Source organism: Rubrivivax gelatinosus IL144 (genome assembly GCF_000284255.1).
Classification (GTDB): Bacteria; Pseudomonadota; Gammaproteobacteria; order Burkholderiales; family Burkholderiaceae_C; genus Rubrivivax; species Rubrivivax gelatinosus_A.
This window is the reverse complement of sequence record NC_017075.1, coordinates 3846239-3870066: the sequence shown is the minus strand read 5'-3', so window position 1 is coordinate 3870066 and position 23828 is coordinate 3846239. Positions and strand designations below refer to the sequence as shown.

General features: G+C 71.1%; 26 protein-coding genes, 1 tRNA gene and 1 rRNA gene. 13 read left to right on the top strand and 15 right to left on the bottom strand.

What is annotated here, in order from left to right; all coding sequences use genetic code 11:
• Positions 1–63: 63 nt before the first annotated feature.
• Positions 64–176, top strand: a 5S ribosomal RNA gene (gene rrf / locus RGE_RS17715).
• A 194-nt stretch (positions 177–370) separates the two neighbouring features.
• On the opposite strand, the gene pncB is transcribed toward rrf, so the two are convergent.
• Genes pncB through RGE_RS17700 form a run of 3 tightly spaced genes read right to left on the bottom strand, consistent with a single transcriptional unit; the run spans position 371 to position 3515 of the window.
• Entirely contained in the window at positions 371–1561 is a 1191-nt protein-coding gene (gene pncB / locus RGE_RS17710; protein ID WP_014429827.1) for a nicotinate phosphoribosyltransferase, read from the bottom strand.
• Entirely contained in the window at positions 1558–2412 is an 855-nt protein-coding gene (locus tag RGE_RS17705; RefSeq protein WP_014429826.1) for a cysteine hydrolase family protein, read from the bottom strand. Before RGE_RS17705 ends, pncB begins: the two co-directional genes overlap by 4 nt.
• Before the next feature lie 44 nt (positions 2413–2456).
• Positions 2457–3515: an oxidoreductase gene (locus tag RGE_RS17700; protein ID WP_014429825.1), complete on the bottom strand. Its 1059-nt coding sequence runs from the start codon at positions 3513–3515 to the stop codon at positions 2457–2459.
• Between the two features lie 59 nt (positions 3516–3574).
• Here RGE_RS17700 and RGE_RS17695 point away from each other — a divergent pair, with 59 nt between their 5' ends.
• Positions 3575–4135, top strand: coding sequence for a hypothetical protein (locus RGE_RS17695; RefSeq protein WP_014429824.1), 561 nt, complete (start codon positions 3575–3577; stop codon positions 4133–4135).
• A 1-nt stretch (position 4136) separates the two neighbouring features.
• On the opposite strand, the gene RGE_RS17690 is transcribed toward RGE_RS17695, so the two are convergent.
• The gene (locus RGE_RS17690) at positions 4137–6515 is read right to left on the bottom strand and encodes a membrane-bound PQQ-dependent dehydrogenase, glucose/quinate/shikimate family (RefSeq protein WP_014429823.1); all 2379 of its coding nucleotides are present in this window, start codon (positions 6513–6515) and stop codon (positions 4137–4139) included.
• 88 nt (positions 6516–6603) lie between these two features.
• Between RGE_RS17690 and RGE_RS24140 the strand changes: the two genes are divergently transcribed.
• A complete protein-coding gene (locus RGE_RS24140; protein WP_148280221.1) occupies positions 6604–6840 on the top strand; it encodes a hypothetical protein in 237 nt (78 codons plus the stop codon).
• Between the two features lies 1 nt (position 6841).
• On the opposite strand, the gene RGE_RS17685 is transcribed toward RGE_RS24140, so the two are convergent.
• From RGE_RS17685 to RGE_RS17660, 6 genes are all read right to left on the bottom strand, one after another.
• A complete protein-coding gene (locus tag RGE_RS17685) occupies positions 6842–8734 on the bottom strand; it encodes a hybrid sensor histidine kinase/response regulator (RefSeq protein WP_014429821.1) in 1893 nt (630 codons plus the stop codon).
• 187 nt (positions 8735–8921) lie between these two features.
• Positions 8922–9377, bottom strand: coding sequence for a DUF411 domain-containing protein (locus tag RGE_RS17680; RefSeq protein ID WP_014429820.1), 456 nt, complete (start codon positions 9375–9377; stop codon positions 8922–8924).
• Positions 9374–9871, bottom strand: coding sequence for a copper-resistant cuproprotein CopI (copI, locus tag RGE_RS17675; protein ID WP_014429819.1), 498 nt, complete (start codon positions 9869–9871; stop codon positions 9374–9376). Before copI ends, RGE_RS17680 begins: the two co-directional genes overlap by 4 nt.
• A gap of 73 nt (positions 9872–9944) precedes the next feature.
• Positions 9945–10310 carry a hypothetical protein gene (locus tag RGE_RS17670; protein ID WP_014429818.1) on the bottom strand — a complete coding sequence of 122 codons (366 nt, stop codon included), beginning with the start codon at positions 10308–10310 and terminating at the stop codon, positions 9945–9947.
• A gap of 26 nt (positions 10311–10336) precedes the next feature.
• Complete coding sequence (cueR, locus tag RGE_RS17665) at positions 10337–10738, bottom strand: Cu(I)-responsive transcriptional regulator (protein ID WP_014429817.1); 402 nt, start codon at positions 10736–10738, stop codon at positions 10337–10339.
• A complete protein-coding gene (locus tag RGE_RS17660; RefSeq protein ID WP_014429816.1) occupies positions 10735–13149 on the bottom strand; it encodes a heavy metal translocating P-type ATPase in 2415 nt (804 codons plus the stop codon). Before RGE_RS17660 ends, cueR begins: the two co-directional genes overlap by 4 nt.
• A 335-nt stretch (positions 13150–13484) precedes the next feature.
• On the opposite strand from RGE_RS17660, the gene RGE_RS17655 reads away from it, so the two are divergent.
• Genes RGE_RS17655 through RGE_RS17635 form a run of 6 tightly spaced genes read left to right on the top strand, consistent with a single transcriptional unit; the run spans position 13485 to position 16069 of the window.
• Positions 13485–13895, top strand: a complete 411-nt coding sequence (locus RGE_RS17655; protein ID WP_014429814.1) for a PAAR domain-containing protein — start codon at positions 13485–13487, stop codon at positions 13893–13895.
• Between the two features lie 2 nt (positions 13896–13897).
• Positions 13898–14155 carry a DUF4123 domain-containing protein gene (locus tag RGE_RS24705; RefSeq protein ID WP_232504951.1) on the top strand — a complete coding sequence of 86 codons (258 nt, stop codon included), beginning with the start codon at positions 13898–13900 and terminating at the stop codon, positions 14153–14155.
• Positions 14110–14400, top strand: coding sequence for a DUF4123 domain-containing protein (locus tag RGE_RS24700; RefSeq protein WP_232504950.1), 291 nt, complete (start codon positions 14110–14112; stop codon positions 14398–14400). The genes RGE_RS24705 and RGE_RS24700 overlap by 46 nt, the downstream gene beginning before the upstream one ends.
• Positions 14384–14731 carry a hypothetical protein gene (locus RGE_RS17645; protein ID WP_014429812.1) on the top strand — a complete coding sequence of 116 codons (348 nt, stop codon included), beginning with the start codon at positions 14384–14386 and terminating at the stop codon, positions 14729–14731. Before RGE_RS24700 ends, RGE_RS17645 begins: the two co-directional genes overlap by 17 nt.
• Before the next feature lie 43 nt (positions 14732–14774).
• The gene (locus tag RGE_RS17640; RefSeq protein ID WP_014429811.1) at positions 14775–15335 is read left to right on the top strand and encodes a restriction endonuclease fold toxin 5 domain-containing protein; all 561 of its coding nucleotides are present in this window, start codon (positions 14775–14777) and stop codon (positions 15333–15335) included.
• Entirely contained in the window at positions 15332–16069 is a 738-nt protein-coding gene (locus tag RGE_RS17635) for an immunity 52 family protein (protein WP_014429810.1), read from the top strand. Before RGE_RS17640 ends, RGE_RS17635 begins: the two co-directional genes overlap by 4 nt.
• A 99-nt stretch (positions 16070–16168) precedes the next feature.
• Here the strand turns inward: RGE_RS17635 and RGE_RS17630 are convergent.
• Positions 16169–16245 (bottom strand) — tRNA-Asp (locus tag RGE_RS17630).
• A gap of 102 nt (positions 16246–16347) precedes the next feature.
• A complete protein-coding gene (locus RGE_RS17625; RefSeq protein WP_014429809.1) occupies positions 16348–17157 on the bottom strand; it encodes an SDR family NAD(P)-dependent oxidoreductase in 810 nt (269 codons plus the stop codon).
• Positions 17158–17248: 91 nt separating this feature from the next.
• On the opposite strand from RGE_RS17625, the gene RGE_RS17620 reads away from it, so the two are divergent.
• Together RGE_RS17620 and RGE_RS17615 are read left to right on the top strand one after the other, a co-directional pair.
• Positions 17249–17809, top strand: coding sequence for an isochorismatase family protein (locus RGE_RS17620; RefSeq protein ID WP_014429808.1), 561 nt, complete (start codon positions 17249–17251; stop codon positions 17807–17809).
• A 104-nt stretch (positions 17810–17913) separates the two neighbouring features.
• Positions 17914–18801, top strand: coding sequence for an acyltransferase (locus RGE_RS17615; protein ID WP_014429807.1), 888 nt, complete (start codon positions 17914–17916; stop codon positions 18799–18801).
• 1 nt (position 18802) lies between these two features.
• Here the strand turns inward: RGE_RS17615 and RGE_RS17610 are convergent, their stop codons facing one another.
• Positions 18803–19540, bottom strand: coding sequence for a hypothetical protein (locus RGE_RS17610; protein ID WP_014429806.1), 738 nt, complete (start codon positions 19538–19540; stop codon positions 18803–18805).
• A gap of 101 nt (positions 19541–19641) precedes the next feature.
• On the opposite strand from RGE_RS17610, the gene RGE_RS17605 reads away from it, so the two are divergent.
• Complete coding sequence (locus RGE_RS17605; RefSeq protein WP_014429805.1) at positions 19642–19941, top strand: 2Fe-2S iron-sulfur cluster-binding protein; 300 nt, start codon at positions 19642–19644, stop codon at positions 19939–19941.
• Here the strand turns inward: RGE_RS17605 and RGE_RS24940 are convergent.
• Both RGE_RS24940 and RGE_RS17595 read right to left on the bottom strand, forming a co-directional pair.
• Positions 19938–21290, bottom strand: a complete 1353-nt coding sequence (locus RGE_RS24940; protein ID WP_014429804.1) for a sensor histidine kinase — start codon at positions 21288–21290, stop codon at positions 19938–19940. The two genes, RGE_RS17605 and RGE_RS24940, sit on opposite strands and share 4 nt — an antisense overlap.
• Positions 21291–21302: 12 nt before the next feature.
• Entirely contained in the window at positions 21303–22226 is a 924-nt protein-coding gene (locus RGE_RS17595; protein WP_014429803.1) for a LysR family transcriptional regulator, read from the bottom strand.
• Positions 22227–22323: 97 nt separating this feature from the next.
• Here RGE_RS17595 and RGE_RS17590 point away from each other — a divergent pair, with 97 nt between their 5' ends.
• Positions 22324–23805 carry a form I ribulose bisphosphate carboxylase large subunit gene (locus RGE_RS17590; RefSeq protein WP_014429802.1) on the top strand — a complete coding sequence of 494 codons (1482 nt, stop codon included), beginning with the start codon at positions 22324–22326 and terminating at the stop codon, positions 23803–23805.
• The last annotated feature ends 23 nt before the right edge of the window (positions 23806–23828 follow it).

The window sequence follows — 23828 nt, the reverse complement described above, 5'->3', positions numbered from 1 at the left end:
ATTTTCAAAGCTCTATGAATTGGCCTAGCTGCCCAGCAAGAAGCAGCGAGGCGACAAGTCAAGCCTGATGACCATAGCGAGGTGGTCCCACTCCTTCCCATCCCGAACAGGAAAGTGAAACGCCTTTGCGCCGATGATAGTGCGGGTTCCCGTGTGAAAGTAGGACATCGTCAGGCTATTTATTCGAAGGCCCGGTTCTCACGAACCGGGCCTTTTTGTATTTTGCGATCGATTTCGGACTATCGCTCCGGACGGCAAGTCGTGCACGGCTGCCGTGCTCCCAAGGGCGGCTAACCGCAAGCAGCTGGAAACCCAGCAGCGCGCAAGGCGCGCCCCTCAGGACTCGCCTATCGCGGCCGCTTGCAGCAGTTCAGTGGCTGTGCATCCCGAACACCTGGCGCAGATAGGCCAGGAAGCCCGGGTCGTCGCACATCGTCTTGCCCGGTGCGTCGGAGATCTTGGCCACCGGCTGGCCGTTGACGCTGACGAGTTTCATCACGATGTTCAGCGTGCGCAGCCCGGTGTCGTTGGTCAGGTGCGTGCCGATGCCGAAACCGCACTGGGTGCGATCGGCGAAGTGCCGGTACAGGTTCAGGCAGCGGTCAATGTCCAGCGCGTCGGAAAACACCAGGCGTTTGCTCGCCGGGTCGATGCGGAGCTTGGCGTAGTGCGCCAGCGCTTTTTCTCCCCAGACGTACGGGTCGCCCGAATCGTGGCGCAGCCCATCGAAGAGCTTGGCGAAATAGAGGTCGAAGTCGGACAGGAAGGCGTCCATGCCGACCACGTCGGTGAGCGCCGTGCCGAGGTCGCCCCGGTACTCCTGGACCCAGGACTCGAGCGCCGCCTTCTGGTGGTCGCGCAGGCGCACCCCCAGGCCCTGGAAGGTCTGCAGATACTCGTGCGCCATCGTGCCGATCGGCACCAGATCGAGTTCCCGCGCCAACAGCACGTTGGACGTTCCGGTGAAGAACTCCGGCAACTCCTGTTTCAGCGTCGCCAGCACCTCGCGATGCCAGGCCCCGGAGAAACGCCGGCGCAGGCCGAAATCGAAAAAACGGAACGGGTGCCGCCGCGGCGGCTCTGCCGCGAACTCACGCAGGCGCTCGATCTTGGCGGCCAGCCGTTGCCGCCCTTCCACCAACGCGTCCGGCCCGGCGACACGGCGGAAGTACAGCTCGTTGACGATGGCCAGCACGAAGATCTCGAAGGCCATCACGTGGACCTGCGGACCGTCGACGCTGATCGCCAGGTTCGGGCCGTCGCTGCCGATGCGGATGAAGTCCCGCTGGAAGCGGAAGATGCGCAGGAAGTCGATGAAGTCCGAGCTGAGGTAGCGCAGCGTGCGCAGATAGGCCAGCTCGTCGGGGCGGAAGGACAGCGTGCAGAGCGCCTCGACCTCGCGCTCGACCTCGCTGGCCAGTTCGGCCAGCGGGAAAGCGGTCTGGTTGCGGCAGAGGAATCGGTACTGCGTCTGGGTGGCCGGATGGCGATGCAGCATCGCCTGCCACATCGAGAACTTGTAGAGATCGGTCTCGAGCAGGCTGGTGAAAACAGGGGTCACGTCGGGCCTCGGCGGTCGGTGCTGGTCTGCAGCGCCACGCCGCGTGCTGACATGCGATGTAAGAAATCGGCCTGCTGCGCTTCGAACCCGGCCACCGGGCTCATGCAGTCGGTGAGCAGCACGATGCGTTCGGGGCGCGCGCCGGGCAGGTGTTCGACCAGGTCCTCGACGCTCGCGCGGACGCAGTGGCTGCCGGCCTCGCCGGCGACGACGAGCGCAGCGGCCCGGTCGAGCCGGTCGAGCAGTGCGGTGTTCAGGCGCGTGCCGGCGTCGTCCGGATCCGGCACCTCGGCCTCGAACGCGCTGTAGTGCTCGGTCCACGGGTTGTCGCCTTTGAACACGTAGTGCACCGGGCGCAGACGCCGGGCCTCCCAGCGTTCGCAGGCCGCCTGCACGGCAGGATGGACCAGATGGCCCCAGCTGCCGATGCGGCAGTGCTCGGGCCAGACCATCAGCGCGTAGCGCCCGCGGGCATCCAGCGCCTCCAGATAGGCCAGCACACGCGGCAGCGCTTCGGGGTCGCGCGGCAGGTAGACGCCGTCGCGCAGCTGCTGGGCGCTGATCGCGGTGAATGCGGCGACGTCGCCACCGTCGGCACGGCGCCAGAACGGCGGATGCGCGACGTCGATGCGGTGGTGTGAATCGAGCGTCACGGTGATCGCGTCGATGCGCTCGGCGTGGTGGTCGATGTAGTCGGCCAGCCGGAGCATGTCCTCGTGCGCACCGGCCACCGGCAGTGCGGGGGACAACGTGGCGCCGCTCGCCGGATCGCGGCCGCACCACGCAGCCGGCAGGTCGCAGAAGTCGTTCTGCGGGTCGATGATCAGCAGGTGCTCAGGGCTCGTCGACATCGTGGTCCTCGTGGCGGGCGATGCTACGCCACGCCGATCCCCGTTCAGGCCAGGTGCTGCGGCTGGCCGCGGGCCGCGCTTTCCAGCCCGGCGTCGAGCAGCCGCTGTACCGCCAAGGCTTCGTCCAGCGCCACCGGCAGCGCGCTGCCGCCCTGTACTGCGTCGCGCACGGCGGCGTAGAAGAGCGGGTAGGCACCGGCCTGCAGCGGCAGCGTCTGGACATCGTCGGCCCCGCGCCACAGCCTGGCGCAGCGCGTGTCGTCGTGGCACCAGCCGGCGGCAGCGGGATCGTCTCCCTGCTTGAGCGCTGCCTCCTGCGGGTCCAGGCCTTCGATCGCGAGGCTGCCCTCGGTCCCGTGCACCAGGAACCTCGGCCCCGGCTTCGCCGCCAGCATGCCGGCCTGGAGCCGCGCCCGCAGTCCCCCGAAGGGGCCGTGGTCCCAGCGCAAGCGGCAGCAGAACCAGTCGTCGACCTGCGCGCCGTCGCGCTGGCGAGCCTGATCCAGATCGATCGCCGCCGGCATGCCGAAGAGCTGCAGCGCCTGGTCCAGCAGATGCGGCCCGAGGTCGAACCACAGCCCCGCACCCGGGCCGGCACGCTCGCGCCAGCGCTCACGCACCTGCGGGCGGAAGCGGTCGAAGTGAGAGACGAACTCGACCGGGCGGCCGATCACGCCGTCCGCGAGCAAGGCGCGCAGCGTCATGAAGTCGCCGTCCCAGCGTCGGTTGTGGAAGACGCAGAGCTGCCGCCCCAGCGCCGCGGCACGCTCGGCCAGCGCCTGCGCCTGGCCGAGCGCCAGCGTGAACGGCTTGTCGACGACGACGTGATGCCCGGCCGCCAGCGCGGCATCGGCCAGCGCGTGGTGGCTGTCGTTCGGCGTCGCGACGACGACCAGCGCCAGCGACGGATCGGCGATCAGCGTCTGCGGCGTGACGACGGCGACGTCCGCCCCGCAGGCCGCGTGCACCGATGCCCGCGCGGCGTCCGGCGAGCGTGTCGCCACGGCCGCCAGCCGCAGCCCCGGCGTCGCGCGCAGCAGCGGCGCGTGGAAGGTGGCGGCGGCGCTGCCCCAGCCGATCAGTCCGACCCGTATCTCGTTCATCTGTCGTCGCGGCATCGCGCTTGCCCGGTTCCGGACCATTCTGCCGCTGCCGCCCGACGATGACCGATTCGCCCCTGATCATGCTGATCCGCCACGCCGAGAACCCGCGTGAAGCCGAAACCGGCGTCGCCGCCGACGGTACGGCCGACCCGGCCTCGCTGTCGGTCGTCGGCTGGCAGCGCGCCGGCGCGCTGGTGCGTTTCTTCGCCGCACCCTGGCTGCCGGCGATCCGGCGCCCGCAGCACGTCATCGCGGCGCGGAGCACGCCGCCCGGCGCTTCGGTGCGCCCCTATGCCACCGTCACGCCGCTGGCGCAGGCGCTCGGCGTCACGGTGGACGAACGCTGGTCGACCGAGGACGATCCGGCGCAGGTGGCCGCCGCGCTGCGCGCGCTCGAAGGGCCGGTGCTGGTCTGCTGGCGCCACGAGGCCTTGCCGGTGCTGGCCGACGAACTGCTGCAACGCCCGGACGTGCCGCGCCGCTGGCCGGACGAACGTTTCGATCTGGTCTGGCTGATCTCGCGTGACGGGCCGAGCTGGACCTTCGCCCAGTTGCCGCAGCAGTTGCTGCCGGGTGACCGCAGCCAGCCGGTGCCGCGCCGCGTGCCTGCGCGGCGCTGACTCAGCGTGGCAGCGCGTAGGCGATCACGTGGTCGCCGGCGCGTGTGCCCAAGGAGCCGTGGCCACCGGCGACGACGACGAGGTACTGCCGGCCGTCCTCGCCGAGGTAGCTCATCGGCGTCGCCTGGCCGCCCGCCGGCAGGCGCGAGCGCCAGATCTCCTCGCCGGTGGCGGCGTCGTAGGCGCGAACGTAGTCGTCCAGCGTGCCCGACAGAAAGGCCAGGCTGCCGGCGGTGAGGATGGGCCCGCCGAGGTTGGGCACGCCCATGCGCAACGGCAGCGGCACCGGCGCGAGGTCTTCCACCGTGCCGTTGGGGTGCTGCCAGATGCGCTGGCCGCTGACCAGGTCGACGCCGGCGACATAGCCCCAGGGCGGTGCCTGGCAGGGGATGCCCAGCGGCGAGGTGAAGGCCGACAGCTGCACCGCGTACGGGGCGCCGAAGTTCTCGTTCAGCGCGGGCAGGCTGTCCTGCGGGCGGGCCGATTGTTGAACGACGAGCGAATGGTCGTCGGGCCGCGGCACCAGGCGCGAGACGAAGGCCAGGTAGGTCGGCGTCGTGAACGCGGTCTGGCGCACCGGGTCGACGGCGATGCCGCCCCAGTTGAAGACGCCGAAGTTGCCGGGGTAGACCAGCGTGCCCTGCAGCGACGGCGGCGTGAAGCGGCCTTCGTAGCGCAGGCGCTTGAAGGCGATGCGGCAGGCGAGCTGGTCGAACATCGTCGCGCCCCACATGTCGTGTTCGGCGAGCGGCGGTGGCGCCAACGACAGCGCCGACACCGGCTGGGTCGGGGCCGTGCGGTCGCCCGGCGCCGCGCCCTGCGGCGCACGCTGCTCGCTCACCGGCAGCAAGGGCCGGCCGCTGCGCCGGTCGAGCACGAAGAGCTCGCCTTGTTTGGTCGGCTGCACCAGCGCCGGCACCGTCTCGCGGCCGACCTGCAGTTCCAGCAGGCTGGGCTGGGCCGGCACGTCGTAGTCCCAGAGGTCGTGGTGCACGGTCTGGAACACCCAGCTGAGCTTGCCGGTGGCCAGTTCCAGCGCCACCACCGACGACGAGAAGCGTTCGGTGGCCGGGCCCCGTTGGGCGCCCCACTGGTCGGGCGGCTGGTTGCCCATCGGCAGGAAGACCAGGCCCATGGTCTCGTCGACCGCGGCCACCGACCAGCTGTTCGGCGAACTCGGCGTGTAGGTCTCGCCGGGCGGCAGCGGCGTGGTGACGTCCGGCCGGCCCGGGTCCCAGTTCCACAGCAAGGCGCCGGTCTCGGCGTCGAAGGCGCGGATCACGCCCGAGGTCTCGTGCACCGAGACGTTGTCCAGCACCGTGCCGCCGACGATCAGGCGGTTGCCGGCCACCGCCACCGGCGAGGTCGAGTAGTACGCGCCCGGCCGGCGCTCGGGCATGCGGTCCCAGAGGTCGATCGAGCCACCGCTGCCGAAGCTCTCGCAGGGCCGGCCGCTGGCCAGGTCCAGCGCGTGCACGCGGCCGTCGATCGTCGGCATGAACAGTCGCGCGGCGCAGAAGTCGCCGGCCGCGCGGCCCTCGGGCGGCGGACGGTACGACAGGCCGCGGCAGGTCTGGTGCTGAAGCGCCAGCTTGCCCGGGTTGGCGATCGGCATCTGGCGCCGCCACAGCGCGCTGCCGGTGGTGGCGTCGAGGGCGATGACGGTCTGGAACGGCGTGCACAGCAGCAGCCGGTTGCCGATCTTCAGCGGCGTCACCTCGTAGGTCGTCTCCACCGGTTCGCCCGGGCGGCCGCGCTGTTCGCCGGTGCGGTAATGCCAGGCCACGCTCAGGCGCGAGACGTTCTCGGGCGTCAGCTGGGTCAGCGGCGAGTAGCGCCGGCCGGCGTTGGTGCGTCCCCAGGCGTGCCATTCGCCATCGGGCACCGAGCGCTCGACGCTGCTGCGCGACAGCGCCGGCGGGGCGTTGCCGGCCAGCGTGTGCGGGTCGTGCACCGCCGAGGCCAGCGCCACCAGCGCGAAGGCGACGAGCGCCAGGCCGAGCAGCGCCGCCGGCACACGCGGGCGTGCTCGCCGTCGCCAGTCGTCCTCGCCCGACAGGCCGCGCTGCACCCAGGGCATCAGCAGCCAGAGCCCGAGCACGAAGAGCACGTCGCCGCGCGCCGCCAGCGGCCACCAGTCCAGCCCGACCTCCCAGAGCGACCAGGCCAGCGTGCCGGCGACGACGAGCGCGTAGACACCCAGCGCCGCCGCCTGGCCGCGCATCAGCAGCACGCCGGTCAGCAGCAGCCCGGCGCCGACGACGGCGTAATAAGGCGAGCCGCCCAGCACCAGCAACCAGCCGCCGCCGCCGAGCAGCACGATGCCGACCAGCAGGACCAGGGTGCCGGTGAAGACCGGTGGACGGGGCGTGGAAGCCATCGCGGCGTGCGGCCGCGGGGGCCGAGGATTGGGTGTGCGCCGGGGCGGCAAACCGGGTGCCCGGCATGACGCTTGCCCCTGGGGCCGCGTGGACAATCTCACCCGATTCCAGGGCCGCCATATACATGCCCTGACGACCGACGAGTACTGCTACGAAGGCGAAGCCGCCCCGGCCGGTGCCGGCGTCATGCGCTGGCGCGCGCGTGTCTGGCGCGGCGCCTACGAGCAGCAGTTCGACGGCGAGGTGCTGCCGCAGCCGCCGGCCGGCGCACCGCTGCCGGCGGTGCTGGCGGCGCTGCATCGCCGCATCGACACGATCGGCTGAATCAGGCGATCGCGCCCAGCAGCGTGTCGACCGCGTGCAGCAGCCGGTCGACGTCCAGCGGCTTGGTGAGGTACAGGTCGATGCCGGCGTCGCGCGCGGCCTCGACGTCGGCCGGCATCGCGCTGGCGGAGACGACGATGCACGGCGTCGACAGCCCTTCGCTGTCGCGCAGTTCGCGCAGCAGGTCCAGCCCGGGCCGGTCCGGCAGGAACAGGTCCAGCAGCAGCAGGTCGGGCGGCGTCTCGCGGGCCAGCGCCAAGGCCTCGGCGGCACTCACCGCGATCACCAGCTCGACTCCCGGCCGCCAGGCGAAGAAGCTCTGCAGCAGCACCGCGTTGACCGGGTTGTCCTCGACGGCCAGCACGCGCCCGCGCAAGTCGGGACGCGAGACCAGGGCCCGGGGCGGCGCAGGCGGCGCCACGGCGCCGGCGGCGGCGGGCAGGGCGAACCAGAACTCGCTGCCGCGGCCCGGTTCGCTGTCGACTTCCAGCGTGCCGCCCATTGCCTCGACCAGTTCGCGCGTCAGCACCAGGCCGATCCCGGTGCCGGGGATGCCGCTGGCTTCGCGCCCCAGCCGGTTGAACGGTTCGAACAGCGCCGCCCGCTGGGCCTCGGACATGCCCAGCCCGGTGTCGGCGACGGCGATGCGCCAGTGGCCGGCTTCGAGCCGCACGGCGACGGCGACCTCGCCGTCGAGCCGGTTGTACTTGATCGCGTTGGACACCAGGTTGGCGAGCACCTGGCGCAGCCGTGTGCCGTCGGCCAGCACCTGCAGCCGGCCGTCGGGCAGCTCGCAGCGCAGTTGCACGCGGCGTGCCGAGGCCGTGCTCTGGGCCTCGTGCAGGACCTCGTCGACGACCGAGCGCAGGTCGATCGCGGTGCTGTTCAGCCGCACCGTGCCTGCCTCGATCAGCGACAGGTCGGTGAGGTCGGCGATCAGGCGTTCGAGGTGGCGCCCGGCGTCGGCGATGTGAGCCACGGCCTGGCGATGCTCGGGCGCCAGCGGCACGACCGCGCCGCGCTGCAGCATCTGCGCGAAGCCGACGATGGCGTTGAGCGGCGTGCGGATCTCGTGCCCCAGCCGCGACAGGAACTCGCTCTTGGCGCGGCTGGCGCGCTCGGCGACACGTCGCGCTTCGTCGGCGGCCTCGGCCTGGCGTTGGCCGGTGACGTCCCAGATGACGCCGACCACGGCCTTGCCGCCACCGGCACAGCCGCGCCGCAGCCGCCCCTTGGCCGCCAGGCGCCGGGGCTGGCCATCGGGCAGCTGGATGCCGAACTCGACCGTCTCCGACTCCCGGCCGTCGCGCAAGGGCTCCAGCCAGGCCGCCAGGCGGCGGATCTCCGCCGACGACATCGTCTCGCGCACCACGGCGCGTGCGTCGCCAAGGTCCGGATGGCCGAACAGGCGGAAGCTCTGGGCGTTGAAGTGCAGCGGCGCCGCGCCGTCGAAACGCAGCTCGAAAGTGCCGATGCCGGCGGCTTCGGTGGCCAGGGCCAGGTGTTCGGCGAGCGCGAGCCGCTCGTGCTCGTCGCTGGTCACGTCGACCAGCCAGGCGGCCAGGCGGTCTTCGTCGATCTTCAGCAGGCCCAGAGCCAGCACCTGGTCGCGCGGCGGCGTGCCGGGCAGGCGCAGCGTCACGCGGCGGCCTTCGAAGACCGTGCCGTGCGGGGCGTCGAACGCGGTGACCTCGGCGCGCAGCGACGGCAGCGTCGGCTCCAGCACGTCGAACAGGTTGTCCAGCCGGTCTGCGCCGGCCAGCGGCAGCAGCAGCTGCGCGGCGCGCGGTGTCAGAAGCTGGACGCGGCCGTCTGCATCGGTCTGCAGCATCGCGACCGGCGCTCGATAGAGGAACTCCAGCAGCGCCAGTTCGTACGAGGCCGGCCTGTCCATCGGCGTCAGCCAGGCCGGCGACGGACGGCGCGCAGCGGCGTTCCGGCCGGCGCGTCGGGGCCGGCAGTTTCGCGGACAGGCAGCGGCGAATCGTTCATCGGTCGGTCGCGGAGGCGCTTGGACTTTTGGCGATTACACCACCGAAGCGGCGGCGGCGCGAAGGCTTCGCCGCCGCCGCGCCACCCGATCAGGCGCCGTTGTAGCGGGCGAACACGCGCGCTGCGCCGCCTTTTTCGACCAGCAGCACCTCGTAGGCATCGCGCTGCGCGCCCATCTCCATGCCCGGCGAACCGGCCGGCATGCCCGGCACCGCCAGGCCGACCGCCAGCGGCTTCATCGCCAGCAGGCGCTTGACCTCGGCGGCCGGCACGTGGCCTTCGAGCAGGTAGCCGCCGACGCGCGCCGTGTGGCAGCTGCCGTAGACCGCGGGCATGCCGAGCTGGCGGCGCGAGGCGTCGATGTCCTGCACCTCGTGCACCTCGACGGCGAAGCCGGCCTGGCGCATGTGCGTCACCCAGGCGCCGCAGCAGCCGCAGGTCGGGCTCTTCCAGACCTGCACCGGCGGCAGCGCCGGCGCCGCGGCCGAGGCCAGCGCCGGCACGGCGGCCGCCAGCGCCGCCACGAACAGTTCGCGCCGCTTCATCGCACCACCACCTTGCCGACCATGCCGGCCTCGAAGTGGCCGGGGATCAGGCAGGCGAACTCGAAGCTGCCGGCCTTCGTGAACTGCCAGACGATTTCGCCGCTGGCGCCGGCGGCGACGCGCACCGCGCCGGGGTCGGCGTGCTGCATGTCGGGCATCGCGCGCATTTCTTCGGCATGGGCCTTCAGCGAGGCGGCGCTGCCGAGCACGAACTCGTGCTCGACGCGGCCGCCGTTGGCGGCGACGAAACGCACCGTCTCGCCACGGCGCACGGTGATCGTCGCCGGGTCGAAACGCATCGTGTCGCTCATCACGATGCGCACCGTGCGCTGGGCCCTGGCGGCGTCGCCGGGGCGGCCGTACGGGGTGTCGGCGTCGTGGGCGTGGGCGGTGGCATGGGCGCCGCCGTGTTCGTGGCCGGCGTCGGCCTGGGCGGCCATGGCGAAAAGGGCGGCGGCGCACAGCAGCGCCGGCTGGAGGATTCGGTTCTTCAAGAGGGACTCCAAGAGATCGTGCGGGGTCCACGCGCGGCGTGGACGAGCGGGACGGGCAGGGCCCGTGGCGGCCTCAGGCCGCTCTTGGAGGTCGTTCCAGGCCGTCGGGCACGTGGCCGTCGCGCGGTGCGGGCGCCGGCGGGAAGACGGCGGCTGCCGGCCCGGGCGTGGCGACGACGAGCGCCGCGGCGGTGCCGGCCAGCGGCACCGCGGCGCAGTGCGCGGCGCACAGCGTGCCGGCGTCGTGGCCGCAGCCGTCGCCTTGCGCATCGCTGCAGCAAGGATCGGCCGGCGCTTCATCGGCCATGGCCATCATGTCGTGCGACATCGCAGCCGGTGCGCACGGCGATGCCGGCGTCGGCAGCCCGGACGCGGCCCAGCCGCGCAGCGGCAGCAGCGCGGCCAGCAGCACGAACATCCAGACGCGCAAGGCCTTCATGGCGGCGAGCGTAGCACCGTGCCGGCTCAGGCGGCCGGGCGCTCGCCGGCCAGGCTGTCGAGGATCGGGCAATCCGGCCGCTCGTCGCCGTGGCAGCACTGCACCAGGCGTTCGAGTGTCGCCTTCACCGCCTGCAGCTCGGCGAGCTTGGCGTCGATCGCCGCCAGGTGTTCGCGCGCCAGCGCCTTGACCTGGCGGCTGGGGCGCTCGCGGTCGTGCCACAGGCCGATCAGTTCGCGAATGCGCTCCAGCGGGAAGCCGAGGTCGCGTGCGTGGCGCACGAAACGCAGCGTGTGCACGTCGCGTTCGTCGTAACGCCGGTAGCCGGCCGCGCTGCGCGCCGCCTCGGGCAGCAGGCCGATGCGTTCGTAGTGGCGGATCATCTTGGCGCTGACGCCCGAGGCTGCCGACGCTTCGCCGATGTTCATCGCGACTCTCCGGCCGGCCGCCAGCGGCGCAGCAGCAAGGCGTTGGTGACGACGCTGACGCTGGACGCCGCCATCGCCGCACCGGCGACCACCGGGCTCAGCAGGCCGAAGGCCGCCAGCGGGATGCCGAGCACGTTGTAGGCGAAGGCCCAGAACAGGCCCTGGCGGATCTTGGCCGTCGTGCGGCGCGAGATGTCGATCGCGTCGGCCACCAGGCGCGGGTCGCCACGCATCAGCGTCACGGCCGCGGTCTCCATCGCGACGTCGGTGCCGGTGGCCATCGCGATGCCGACGTCGGCGGCGGCCAGCGCCGGCGCGTCGTTGAGGCCGTCGCCGACCATCGCGACGCGCAGGCCGCCAGCGCGCAGCGCCTGCACGGCGGCGGCCTTGTCACCCGGCAGCACCTCGGCGCGCACCTCGTCGATGCCGAGCGCGGTGGCCACGGCTTCGGCGCTGCCGCGGTTGTCGCCGGTCAGCATCACGGTGCGCAGCCCGGCGGCCTTGAGCCGCGCGACGGCGTCGTGCGCCGCGGGCTTCACGATGTCGCCGAAGGCCAGCAGCGCCAGCGCTTCGAGGTGGCCGTCGGCGGCCGTGCGTGCCAGCCACGAGACGCTGCGGCCGGCTTGCTCGTGCGCCGTGGCGGAGGGCGACAGCGCTCCCGCCTCGAGGCCCAGTTCGGTCATCCAGCGTGTGCTGCCCAGCCGCAGTTCGGCGCCGTCGACCCGGCCTTCGACGCCGCGGCCGGGCTGGGCGCGCGCGTCCTGCACCGGCGGCGGCTGCAGGCCGTCGGCCGCGGCGCGTTCCATCACGGCACGCGCCAGCGGGTGTTCGCTGGCCTGCTGCAAGGCCGCGGCAGCACGCAGCACGTCGGCCGTGTCGACACCGGGCGCCGGTTCGATGGCCGCCAGCGCCGGCCGGCCTTCGGTCAGCGTGCCGGTCTTGTCGAAGGCGACGACCTGCACGGCGTGCGCGGTCTCCAGCGCCTCGGCGTCGCGGATCAGGATGCCGTGGCGCGCGGCGACGCCGGTGCCGACCATGATCGCGGTCGGCGTCGCCAGGCCCAGTGCACACGGGCAGGCGATGACCAGCACCGCGACGGCGTTGATCAGCGCCGTCTCCACGCCGGCACCGGCCAGCGACCAGCCGGCGAAGGTCAGCGTCGCCAGGCCCAGCACGACCGGTACGAAGACCGCGCTGACGCGGTCGACCTGGCGCTGGATCGGCGCCTTGGCCGCCTGCGCCGACTCGACGAGGCGGATGATGCGCGCCAGCGTCGTCTCGGTGCCGACGGCCAGCGTCTTCAGGACCAGCAGGCCGTCGGCATTGACCGAGCCGCCGGTCGCACGTTCGCCGGGGCCGCGCGCCACCGGCAGGCTCTCGCCGGTGATCAGCGATTCGTCGAGATGGCTGCGGCCTTCGACGATCTCGCCGTCGACCGGCAGGCGTTCGCCCGGGCGTACGACGACGAGCTCGCCGACACGAACCGCCTCGACCGGGACGTCCTGCTCGACACCGTCGCGGCGCACGCGCGCCGTCGCCGGGCGCAGCGCCTGCAGCGCGCGGATCGCCTCGCCGGTCTGGCGCTTGGCGCGTGTCTCCAGCCACTTGCCCAGCAGCACCAGCGTGATGACCGCGGCCGAGGCTTCGTAATACAGGTGCGGCATGGCGTGCCCGCCGCCGTGCGTGGCCAGCAGCCAGGTCGACAGCCCCCAGGCGGCCGAGGTGCCGAGCGCGACCAGCAGATCCATGTTGCCGCTGCCGGCACGCAGCGCCTTCCAGCCGGCGCGGTAGAAGCGCGCGCCGAAGACGAACTGCACGACGCTGGCCAGCAGCAGCTGCCAGAGCCCGGGCAGCATCGCGTCGCGCCCGGCCAGCGCCGCGACCATCGGCGCCACCAGCGGCAGCGTCAGCGCCGCGCTGGCGGCCGCCGGGGCCCACTCGGGCCAGCGCGGCGCGGCGGCAGGCCGCCCTTCGTCGGCGGGGCGGGCGCCGTAGCCGGCTTTTTCGACCGCCGCCACCAGCGCCGGCACCGGCAGCGTCGACAGCGCCTGCACTGTCGCGGTCTCGGTCGCCAGGTTGACGCTGGCCGAGATCACGCCGGGCAGCCGCGACAGTGCACGTTCGACCCGGCCGCTGCACGACGCGCAAGTCATGCCCTCGACCTTCAGCCGCGTCTCGACCGTGGCGACGCCGAAGCCCGCGCGCCGCACCGCATCGGCCAGCACCTGGGCGCCGACGCCGCGTTCGGCGCGCACCGCGGCATGCTCGGTCGCCAGGTTGACGCTGGCCTCGTGCACGCCGGGCACCTTCTTCAGCGTGCGTTCGACACGCGCGACGCAGGACGCGCAGCTCATGCCGGTAACCTGCAGGGTCAGCGGCTCGGCGTCTCGGGTGGGGGTGGCGGTGCTCATCGTCGGCTCCGATCGGCATTGTGGACCGGAGCCATCGTCGACCTTGCCATGATGGCAAGGTCAAGCGCGGGGCTGTCGGAAGTGCCCAGGGCGGCGTTCCCCGTCCACGTCATGACACGACGCGCGGCCACCCGCCTCGCCCCGTGGAGGGAGGCCGCTCTTGGGGCATTGCGGGACGCGCCGCACCCAACGTGCAATGTCCTGGCGCGAGCCTGCCGATGCCTTGCGAGTGCGCGGAGCTCGTTGCGAATCGCATCTCTCCTTATCCGACGAGGTCAACCGATGGGCGAGTCCGTTTTCTGGCGCAGTGCGAGCCGGCCCGGGCGGGGCCACGCATGACAAGGCCCTTCATCGTCCTGGGCGACAAGACCAGCCACGGTGGCACGGTCATCAACGCCGACCTCGGCAGCGTCGTGCACGGCAAGGCGATGGCGCGGGTCGGCGATCGGGTGGTTTGCCCCCGGTGCAAAGACGTGTTCGCGATCCGCTCGGGAGCGCCGGACGTGTTGGACGCCGCAGGGCGCGGCTACGCCCGCCATCTGGACACCACGGACTGTGGCGCCCGCCTCCTCTCCAACCAAGCGACGACCACCTGGGCCGACGAGTCCTCGCGGGGCGACGCTGCGGGCCATGCCGAGGCCTTGGCCGTGGCATCCGAGCTGGCGGCGCCCACCGACTCGGGCATCTGCCTCGATTGCCTGCGCAAGGCAGCGCACTTCGGCAGTGCCATCGTCATCCGGGACTGACGATGTCCGACGTGCGAGTCCGGTGGCAGTCGCTGCACGAAACCTGGCCGGCATTGCGGCTGTATGCGCTCGTCGACGGCGTGCAGTACCAGAGCCATTTCTGCAAGCGGCTGCGGCCCGGACCGGGGCTGTTCGCGCTGTTCGACGGCACGCCGGACGCCGCGCTGGCTCACGCTGGCCCTTGGCTGGTGATACCGGCCTCGTGGCTGACGGCATGGTCCGTGACCTCCTCAGGCTCGAGCACGATGGGCCGGCGCTGAGCTGGCTGATCGCGGCGCAGGACCTCGAAGGTTTGGGGCAGTTGCCGCAACTGCGGCTCGACCTGGGTCTGCCGGACGGACGCCGAGCTCTGCTCCGTTTCTGGGACCCGCGGGTGCTGGTCGACCTCGCGCAAACGCTCGACGCCCGACAGCACGGAGAGCTCTTCGGCCACGTCCATGAGTGGCACCTGCTGCACGAAGGGCGGCGCGTCGTGATCGGGAGGCATCGTGCTGAAGCTCACTGAGCTGCAGTGGCTGGCTTTGAACAGGGACGAAGCAAAGCGCTTCGTCGCAGCCGTGTGCGACGGGTTCCTGGCCAACCGGCCTGACGCCCAGGAGCACCCGGGCCGCCAGACGATCCTGGTGCGCATGCAGCAGGCCTACGACTACGCCGCCCGGGCAGGCTTCAACAGCACGCCGCACATCGTGAGGCTGATGGTCCTGGCGGCGGATGCGCCCCGCATCCACGACGATCCGCTGGTCGACCGCTACCTGCGAAAGCCCGGCGCGACGCCGGAACAGCGGCTCGACGACCTCGACGCCGTCATGAAGCACAAGCTCGACGGAGGGGGGTGATGGCGGCCTTGGCGATTCCGCTGATCGAAGCCGTGGGGTCCGGGTGCTGGCGGCACTCGGTGTGGTGGTCGTTGGTGACGCGGCCGGCGAGATGGCGAAGGAGCAGGCGCGAAAGCGCCGGGAGCAAGCGGACGGGGTGTCATCCACGCCGGTCGCACGCGGCGATGCGCTCACGCAGTCCCGCGAGAAGTGTCCCGACTGCGCGCCGGACCGAGGTGAGCCGTTCAACCGCTCGACGGTGGGTTGGTCGGAGATCTCGATTGCTTACCAGGCGCGCATCGGGGGCATGTCTGCAGGCCCCGGTTTCATTACCGAGTGGCTTTTCGGCGGCGTCAACTTCGATGGTTTCGATTCAGCTCGATGTCTGTTGAAGGAAGCCAAGGCGAGGTATGACCAGTTTTTCGATGAGTTCAGGCAGGTTCGCGGCTGGTGGGCCGCTGGGGCGGAAACTCTCATCGCGGAGGCTTACCGCCAGGCAACGGCCGCTCGTCCGCGTCCTCCTGTCCAGCTTCGATGGCATTTCATGGAGCCGATCAGCTACCGTTACTTCTCGCGAGTCATCAAGGCCGCGTACCCTGATCTTGAGGTGGTGTTTCTGCCATGAAATCGACCCCCGCAATGGAGTTGTTCCTCCGCCGAGCGCAGCCGGCCTTGATCGACGTGCCGACTCAACTGCAGGAGTTGTATGAGTTCTCACGTGCCGTCGAGGACTTTTCTCCTCTCTTCCGGCGTTGGCTGATTTCCTCGGACAGGGACAGGGCGGATGCGCTGTTGTACGAGGCATTCAATGCCGATGGCCCGACCGCTTCGGCGTTGACGGTACTGGAACAGCGAAGCCAGGGTGTCCTCGATTTCCGCGCGATCTCCTTGTGGAACGGCGCCGAATCGGCATCCGAAAATGCCACCCTCTCGTCTCGGGCGAATGCCGTGGGGCGGCCGGATGCCATCGAGTTTTCGCTGAGGCTCGAGCCAGAGGTGACGGATTGGCAGACACCCGTCTCCTGGCTGAAGAAGGCGGTATCGATCTGGCATCCGAACGCCGCGACGTTCGGGCCCTTCTGGTACAGCGACCACAAGGTGTTTGAAGACAGGCTCGGAGCGAGTTGGATGCTCTACCTGCCCCGAGTGCTGAACCCTCGGCAGGTGCCGGAGGCTCGTGCTCTCGTGCCCGTCCTGGGCGACTGCGGGAAGGGCAGAGACAAGCAACTCGGCACGATCATCGTCAGCGTCACTGACGAGCCGTTCTCGGACGAGAACCCCGAGCACGTCAGGATCGCCAACGCCATCGAGATTCGGCTGGTCGACCAGGACTTGCTGCCGCGCTTCGCCGACTTGTGATCCCAAGGCAGCGATTGGGAGGGGCGCCCAAGAGCCGGGCGAAATGCGCGCGCCAGAACGACAAAAGCCCCAGAGGTTTCCCTCTGGGGCTCGAATCGTTGGCGGAGTGGACGGGGCTCGAACCCGCGACCCCCGGCGTGACAGGCCGGTATTCTAACCAACTGAACTACCACTCCAGTGGTCTGCAATCGACTTGCGTTTGATTGCTGACCGAGCCCGCTACTATAGCGCGGTTGCGAAAACTTGCAAGCACTTTTTTCGCGGGCCGCGTTTTCGCCTCACAGCGTCGCCCGGCCGAGCACGCCGGCGATGCGCCGCATCAAGGCGCGCGGGGTCGCGCCAACGGCCATCGTCGTCGCGCGGTTGATCCAGCCCGGCACGCAGACGACGTCGCCCGCGAGGCAGGCGCGCACCGCTTCGGCGGCCACCGCGTCGGCGTCGCCGACCAGGGCCTGCGGCAGCCGGGCCAGCCGCGGGTTGCGCGCGGCGGCGGTCTCCAGCATCGAGGTCGCGGTGATGCCGGGGCACAGCGCCGTGGCGGTGACGCCGCTGCCGCGCAGCTCTTCGGCCAGCGACTCGGTCAGCGACAGCACGAAAGCCTTGGTCGCGGCGTAGGTCGCCAGGCCCGGCACCGGCTGGAAAGCCGCGGTCGACGCGACGTTGAGCACGCGCCCGCGGCCGCGCGACACCATCGCCGGCACGAAGGCCGACAGCATCTCCATCAGCGCGCCGATGTTCAGCGCCACCAGTTCGCGATGGCGTGCCGTCGGCGTGTCGATGAACTGGCCGTGCTCCAGCACGCCGGCGTTGTTGATCAGCAGGTCGATGCGGCGACGCTTGCGCGCCAGCGTGGCCGCCAGCGCCTCGGCCGCACCCGGCGCCGACAGGTCGGCGGCGATCGCATCGACCCGCACGCCATGCTCGCTGCGCAGGCCGGCGGCGAGTTCGTCCAGCCGGGCCTGGCGCCGCGCGACCAGCACCAGCGCGAAACCTTCATAAGCCAGCCGGCGCGCCAGCGCTTCGCCGATGCCCGAGGAGGCGCCGGTGATCAGGGCGGTTTCGGCCGGGGTCGTGGCGGGATCGGGCATCGCGGGCGCTCCGGAGGCGGGTGGGCACTCCGTATGATCGCCGCGGCGGCGGCCACCGCCGACCGATTCCCCCGTGACCGGAGGTTCCCCGATGCAAGCGATGGACCGCGCGTCTTCGGCGCTGGTGCTCGTCGACTACCAGGGCCGGCTGATGCCAGCGATCGACGACGGCGCGCATGTGCTGGCCTGGGCGCAGCGTCTGGCCGAGATCGCGCGCGAACTCGCCGTGCCGGTGCTGGGCACCGAGCAGAACCCGGCGAAGCTGGGCCCCAACGACGAGGCGCTGCGCGCGCTGTGCGACACGACGCTGGCCAAGACGCACTTCGACGCCTGCGCCGACGGCCTGGTCGAGGCGCTGCGGGCGCTGCCGCGCGCGCCGCGGCAGATCGTCGTCGCCGGCTGCGAGGCCCACGTCTGCCTGCTGCAGACCGCGCTCGGGCTGTGCCGTGCGGGTTACGAGGTCTTCGTCGTCGAGCCGGCCTGCGGCTCGCGCGCGGCCGAGGACAAGGTGCTGGCGATGGCGCGCTTGCGCCAGGCCGGCGCGGTGATCGTCTCGGTGGAAATGGTCGCCTTCGAGTGGCTGCACGACTGCCGCGACCCGGCGTTCCGGCGCGTGCTGCCGCTGCTGAAGCAGCGTGTGGACGCCGGCTGAAGCCGATCGTCACGCCCCGCGACTTGCGACCGGTCATGCGCGGGCGGGTGTCTGCCCCGACAATCGCGGGTTCCCGTCACTCTCCCCCCGGGGTAATCCCAGCGATGTCTTCCCTGCGTGGCGTCTTCAACGCCCTGGCCGTCGGCCTGAACACCGTCGCTGTCTTCTCGCTGATGATGCCGCCGGCGCTGCTGAAGCTGGTCTTCCGCGGCGGCCCGGTCCGCCAGGCCTGCGACCGCCTGCTCAATGCGCTGGCCGGCCGCTGGGTCGGCAACAACAACGCCTGGATCGCCGCGTCCTCGCGGGCGCGCTGGGACGTGCAGGGCGTCGACGGCCTGGACCGCCGCGGCTGGTACCTGGTGTCGTGCAACCACCAGAGCTGGGTCGACATCCTGGTGCTGCAGCGTGTGTTCCACGGCCGCATCCCGTTCCTGAAGTTCTTCCTGAAGGCCGAGCTGATCTGGGTGCCGGTCATCGGCCTGGCCTGGTGGGCGCTGGACTTCCCGTTCTTGAAGCGCGGCAAGGGCCGCAACTCGCGCGAGTCCGACCTGAAGTCGGCGCGCGAAGCCTGCGAGAAGTTCAAGCGCATCCCGACCTCGGTGATCAGCTTCTTCGAAGGCACGCGCTACACGCAGGCCAAGCACGACGAGATGGGCAGCCCCTACCGCCACCTGCTCAAGCCCAAGATCGGCAGCCTGGGCGTCGCGCTGGCGACGATGGGCGAGCAGTTCCAGGCGCTGCTGGACGTGACCATCGTCTACCGCAGCGGCGCACCGACCTTCTGGGACCTGCTCTGCGGCCGCGTCGGCGACATCGCCGTGCGCGTGCGCGAGCTCGAGATCCCGACCGAACTCGTCGAGCAGGCCGACCACATGCTCGACCGCAGCTACCGCCGCCGCCTGACGGCCTGGGTCGAACAGCAGTGGGCCGAGAAGGACCGCCTGATCGACGAACTGCTGGGCCAGCCCGAAGCGATCCGCGACGCGGCCTGATTCAGGGCTGCCACCAGCGCGGCAGCGGTTCGTCGCGCGCCGCCGGGTGGCTGCGCGAGACGCGCAGCGCGCCGACGAGGTACAGCGCGTTCAGCAGCCGGCTGGCGCGTTCCAGGCTCATGCCGGGCCAGACGGCGATCGACTTCAGCGCCGCCGTCTCCTGCTTCAGCCGCGAGATCACCATGCGCAGCGCGCCGCCGGCCTCGGGCAGGGTCTCCAGCGCCCCGGCGGCCAGCCGGTAGGCGGCGCGGCCGCCGATCTCGCTCAGCGGCCGCCGCCGCGGGCCTTCCATCGCCAGCCGCCACAGCAGCGGCTCGATCGGCCGGTAGCGCCCGGCGCCCGGCGCGCCGCGTTCCTGCAGCCAGTGCCCGGGCGTGCGAATGCCCGGGCGTTCGACGCCCAGCACGCGCAGCACCGCGAGCCGCGGCGGCGGCTGCATCTCGGGCAGGTCGCGCGGCGCGTGGTAGAGCTGCTGCTGCGGGAACAGCGTCAGCGGCCAGACCCAGGGCGGGCACTCCAGGCAGACCAGCGCCGCCTCGCGGTGGCGCACGCAGGCGGCGACCACCTCCAGCGCGTCGCCGGCGGCCGGGTCCAGCTCGAGCCGGCGCAGGTCGGCCAGCAGCGTCGTCGACAGCAGCGAGGGCCCTTCGCCGCGCGAGAACGGCAGCGGCCCGTGCGCGTCGCGCTGGCGCTGGAAGGCGCTGATGCGCCACAAGGTCGAAGACTCGAAATCCCGCATGCCTGCATCCTCTCTCCGAAGTAGGCGCCGGCCAACTTAGGGGGGATGGCGCGGATTTCGATGCTCGGCTAGGGGCGACGGAGCGTGGTTAGCATCCGGCGATGACGCTTCACCGCCGTGTTCTCGTCGTGCCGGCCGGACTGGCAATCGTTGTGCCAGCTGGCCTCACGCTGCTGGCCGCAGCGCTGGCGGCCGGGGTGCGTCTCCCCAGTTCGTGCCGCAACGGGACCTGCCGCGAGTGCCGCTGCCGGGTGCTCGAAGGCGAGGTGCGCCACACGATCGCCTGGCCGGGGCTGGACGCCGACGAGCGCCGCGACGGCTGGGTGCTGCCCTGCGTCGCCGAGCCGCTGACCGATCTGGTGCTCGAGCAGCCGCGGGCTGCGCGCGTCGATTCGCCCTAGACCGGCTGCGGCAGCGTCACGACGAAACACGCGCCGGTGCCCGGCGTGCTCGTCGCGCTCAGCGTGCCGCCATGGCGCTCGACGATGCCGTAGCTGATCGACAGCCCCAGCCCGGTGCCCTTGCCGACGGCCTTGGTGGTGAAGAAGGGGTCGAAGATGCGCGACAGGTGCTCGGGCGCGATGCCCGGGCCGTCGTCGGCGAAGGCGATGGCCCAGGCGCGGCCGTCGTGGGCCGGGGCGATCGTGATCTGCAGATGCCGCCCCGGCAGCCCGGCGCAGGCGTCGGCGGCGTTCTGGATCAGGTTCATCGCCACCTGCAGCAGCTGGCCCGGGCTGCCCAGCACCGCCGGGTCGCCCGGCGGCGGCGTGAAGCGAACGTCGAAGTCGGGCGCCGTGCCTTTGCGCACCCAGTGGATCGCCCGTTCGACGACGCCGGCCAGGCCGACACGCGTGCGTTCCTCGCGGTCGACGACCGAGAAGCGGCGCAGCCCGGCGACGATGTCGGCGGTGCGCTGCGCGCCTTCGGCCATGCCGTCGATCAGCGAGGGCAGGTCGGCCAGCAGCGGCTCGATGCGCAGGCGCTCGCGCGCGGCCTGCACCGCCGCCGGCTGCGGCTGGGCGTGCACCGTGTCCAGGTACTGCTGCAGGCGTTCGGCATAACGCCGCAGCGCGGCCATGTTGCCGAGCACGAAGCTGATCGGGTTGTTCAGCTCGTGCGCGACGCCGGCCACCAGGCGCCCGAGCGAAGCCATCTTCTCGGAGTGCAGCAGCTGCTGCTGCGTCTGCTTCAGCGCCTCGTGGGTCTGGCGCAGCTCGTGATAGGCGCGTTTCAGCTCGCCCATCGGCCGGCCGACGAAGACGTGGCCCAGCAGCCGGCCGGCGGCGTCCAGGCGCTCCGAGCAGTTGAAGTCCACCGGCACGCGCTGGCCGGCGGCGTCGAGCAGCTGCAGCTCGGCGCTGGCCGGCGCGCGGCGCGACTGGGCGACGAGCTCGTCCATGCGCCGGCGCTCGCCGTCGTCGGCCAGCAGCGTGGCCACCGGCGTGCCGCGCAGCGCGTCGTCGCTCCGGCCGACCAGCGCGCACAGCGCCGGGTTGGTCTCCTCGATCTCGCCGGCGCGGTTGCAGGCCACCAGCACGTCGCTCATCGAGGCCAGCAGGCCGAAGATGAACTGCTGGCTCTGCTCCAGCGCGGCGTTCTTCTCCTCCAGCGCCACCTCGTCGGCGATCAGCTGCGAGTACACCTCGTCCATCTTGTGGATCACGTCGACCCAGGCCGACTCGTCCAGCCCTTCGGGGCGGGCGGCGCTGTCGGCGGGCAGGTCGGGGCGGGGGCGGGGCGTCGGCGACATGGCGGCGGCGGGCTACTGGTCCGCGCGGCTGAACATCGCCGCCAGATGGGCCTCGCCGCGGTCGAGTATGAAGTAGCGGAAGGCCTCGGCGGCCGGCGACAGCTGCTTGGCCGCGGTGTTGACGATGTTCCAGCGCCGCATCAGCGGCAGGCCTTCGACGTGCGGCGCGGCGATCAGCCCGGCCGACCATTCCAGGCCGATCGTGTGCAGCGACAGCAGGCTCACGCCCATGCCGGCCATCACCGCCTGTTTGATGGCCTCGTTGCTGGGCATCTCCATCACGAAGGTCGGCTTCAGGCGGAACTGGTCCAGGTACTCCTGCAGTGCGGTGCGCGTGCCCGAAGCCGGCTCGCGCACGATGAAGGGCTCGTTGGCCAGCGCCGAGGCGGGCACGCTCTCGGCGTGCGCGAAGCGGTGGTCCGGCGCGGTGACCAGCACGTGCGGGTGTTTGGCGAAGGGCTCGGCGCGGCTGGCGAAGTCCACCGGCGGACGGCCCATCACGCAGAGGTCGACCTCGTTGGCCGCCATCATCGCCACCAGCGCCTCGCGGTTGCCCAGGCGCAGGCGCACGTCGATCGCCGGGTGCTCGGTGTGGAACTTGGCCAGCAGCTGCGGCAGGAAGTACTTGGCGCTGCTGACCATGCCGATCGTCAGCCGGCCGCTCTCCAGCCGGGCGAAACGCGCCATCGCGTCCTCGGCTTCCTTCAGCGTGCCCAGCAGGCGGCGCGCGTAGACCAGGAAGTACTCGCCGGCGGTCGACAGCGACATGCGGCGGTGCGTTCGCTCGAACAGCCTGTGGCCGACCTGCGACTCGATTTCCTTGATCTGCAGCGAGACCGCGGGCGGCGTCAGGTGCAGCACCTCGGCCGCGCCTTGCACGCTGCCCTGGCGTGCGACCTCGACGAAGACCCTCAGCTGGCGGAAGGTGACGTTCAATTAAGGTTTCACTTAAGGAACAGTTTGGAAAGTCTAACTGTTCTTTATTCGTTCAGGTTCTTAGAGTCTGCCTACACCCCGTTCGGAGACCACCCGCATGAACAAGCCGCATGAACCCGGCGCCACCGGCGACCAGATCCTGGACAAGAAGCAGCGCTACAGCGCCGGCGTCCTGAAGTACCGTCAGATGGGCTACTGGGACAGCGACTACGTGCCCAAGGCCACCGACGTGGTCTGCCTGTTCCGCATCACGCCGCAGGAAGGCGTGGACCCGATCGAAGCCGCCGCCGCCGTGGCCGGCGAGTCCAGCACCGCGACCTGGACCGTGGTCTGGACCGACCGCCTGACCGCCTGCGACAGCTACCGCGCCAAGGCCTACAAGGTCGAGCCGGTGCCGGGCCGGCCCGGCGAGTACTTCGCCTGGGTGGCCTACGACCTGATCCTGTTCGAAGAAGGCTCGATCGCGAACATGACCGCGAGCCTGATCGGCAACGTCTTCAGCTTCAAGCCGCTGAAGGCCGCGCGGCTGGAGGACATCCAGATCCCGGTGGCCTACGTCAAGACCTTCAAGGGCCCGCCGACCGGCCTGATCGTCGAGCGCGAGCGCCTGGACAAGTTCGGCCGCCCGCTGCTGGGTGCGACGACCAAGCCCAAGCTGGGCCTGTCGGGCCGCAACTACGGCCGCGTGATCTACGAAGGCCTGAAGGGCGGCCTGGACTTCATGAAGGACGACGAGAACATCAACTCGCAGCCCTTCATGCACTGGCGTGACCGCTTCCTCTACGTGATGGACGGCGTCAACAAGGCCAGCGCCGCGACCGGCGAGGTCAAGGGCTCGTACTTGAACGTCACCGGCGCGACGATGGAAGACATCTACGAGCGTGCCGAGTTCGCCAAGGAACTGGGCAGCGTCGTGATCATGGTCGACCTGATCATCGGCTGGAGCGCCATCCAGTCGATCGCCAACTGGGCGCGCAAGAACGACATGATCGTTCACATGCACCGCGCCGGCCACGGCACCTACACGCGCCAGAAGAACCACGGCGTCAGCTTCCGTGTGATGGCCAAGTGGCTGCGCCTGGCGGGTGTCGACCACCTGCACACCGGCACCGCGGTCGGCAAGCTCGAAGGCGACCCGCTGACCGTGCAGGGCTACTACAACGTCTGCCGCGACGCCTACACCAAGCAGGACCTGCCGCGCGGCCTGTTCTTCGACCAGGACTGGGCCGACCTGCGCAAGGTCATGCCGGTGGCCTCGGGCGGCATCCACGCCGGCCAGATGCACCAGCTGATCGACCTGTTCGGCGACGACGTGATCCTGCAGTTCGGCGGCGGCACCATCGGCCACCCGGCGGGCATCCAGGCCGGTGCGGTCGCCAACCGCGTCGCGCTCGAAGCGATGGTCAAGGCGCGCAACGAAGGCCGCGACATCAAGAACGAAGGCCCCGAGATCCTGCAGAAGGCGGCTCAGTTCTGCACTCCGCTAAAGCAGGCGCTGGACACCTGGAAGGACGTGTCGTTCAACTACGCCAGCACCGACCAGTCCGACTACGCCGTCACCCCGGCCACCTCTGCCTGACGCCGCCCGAAGGAGCACCCGCA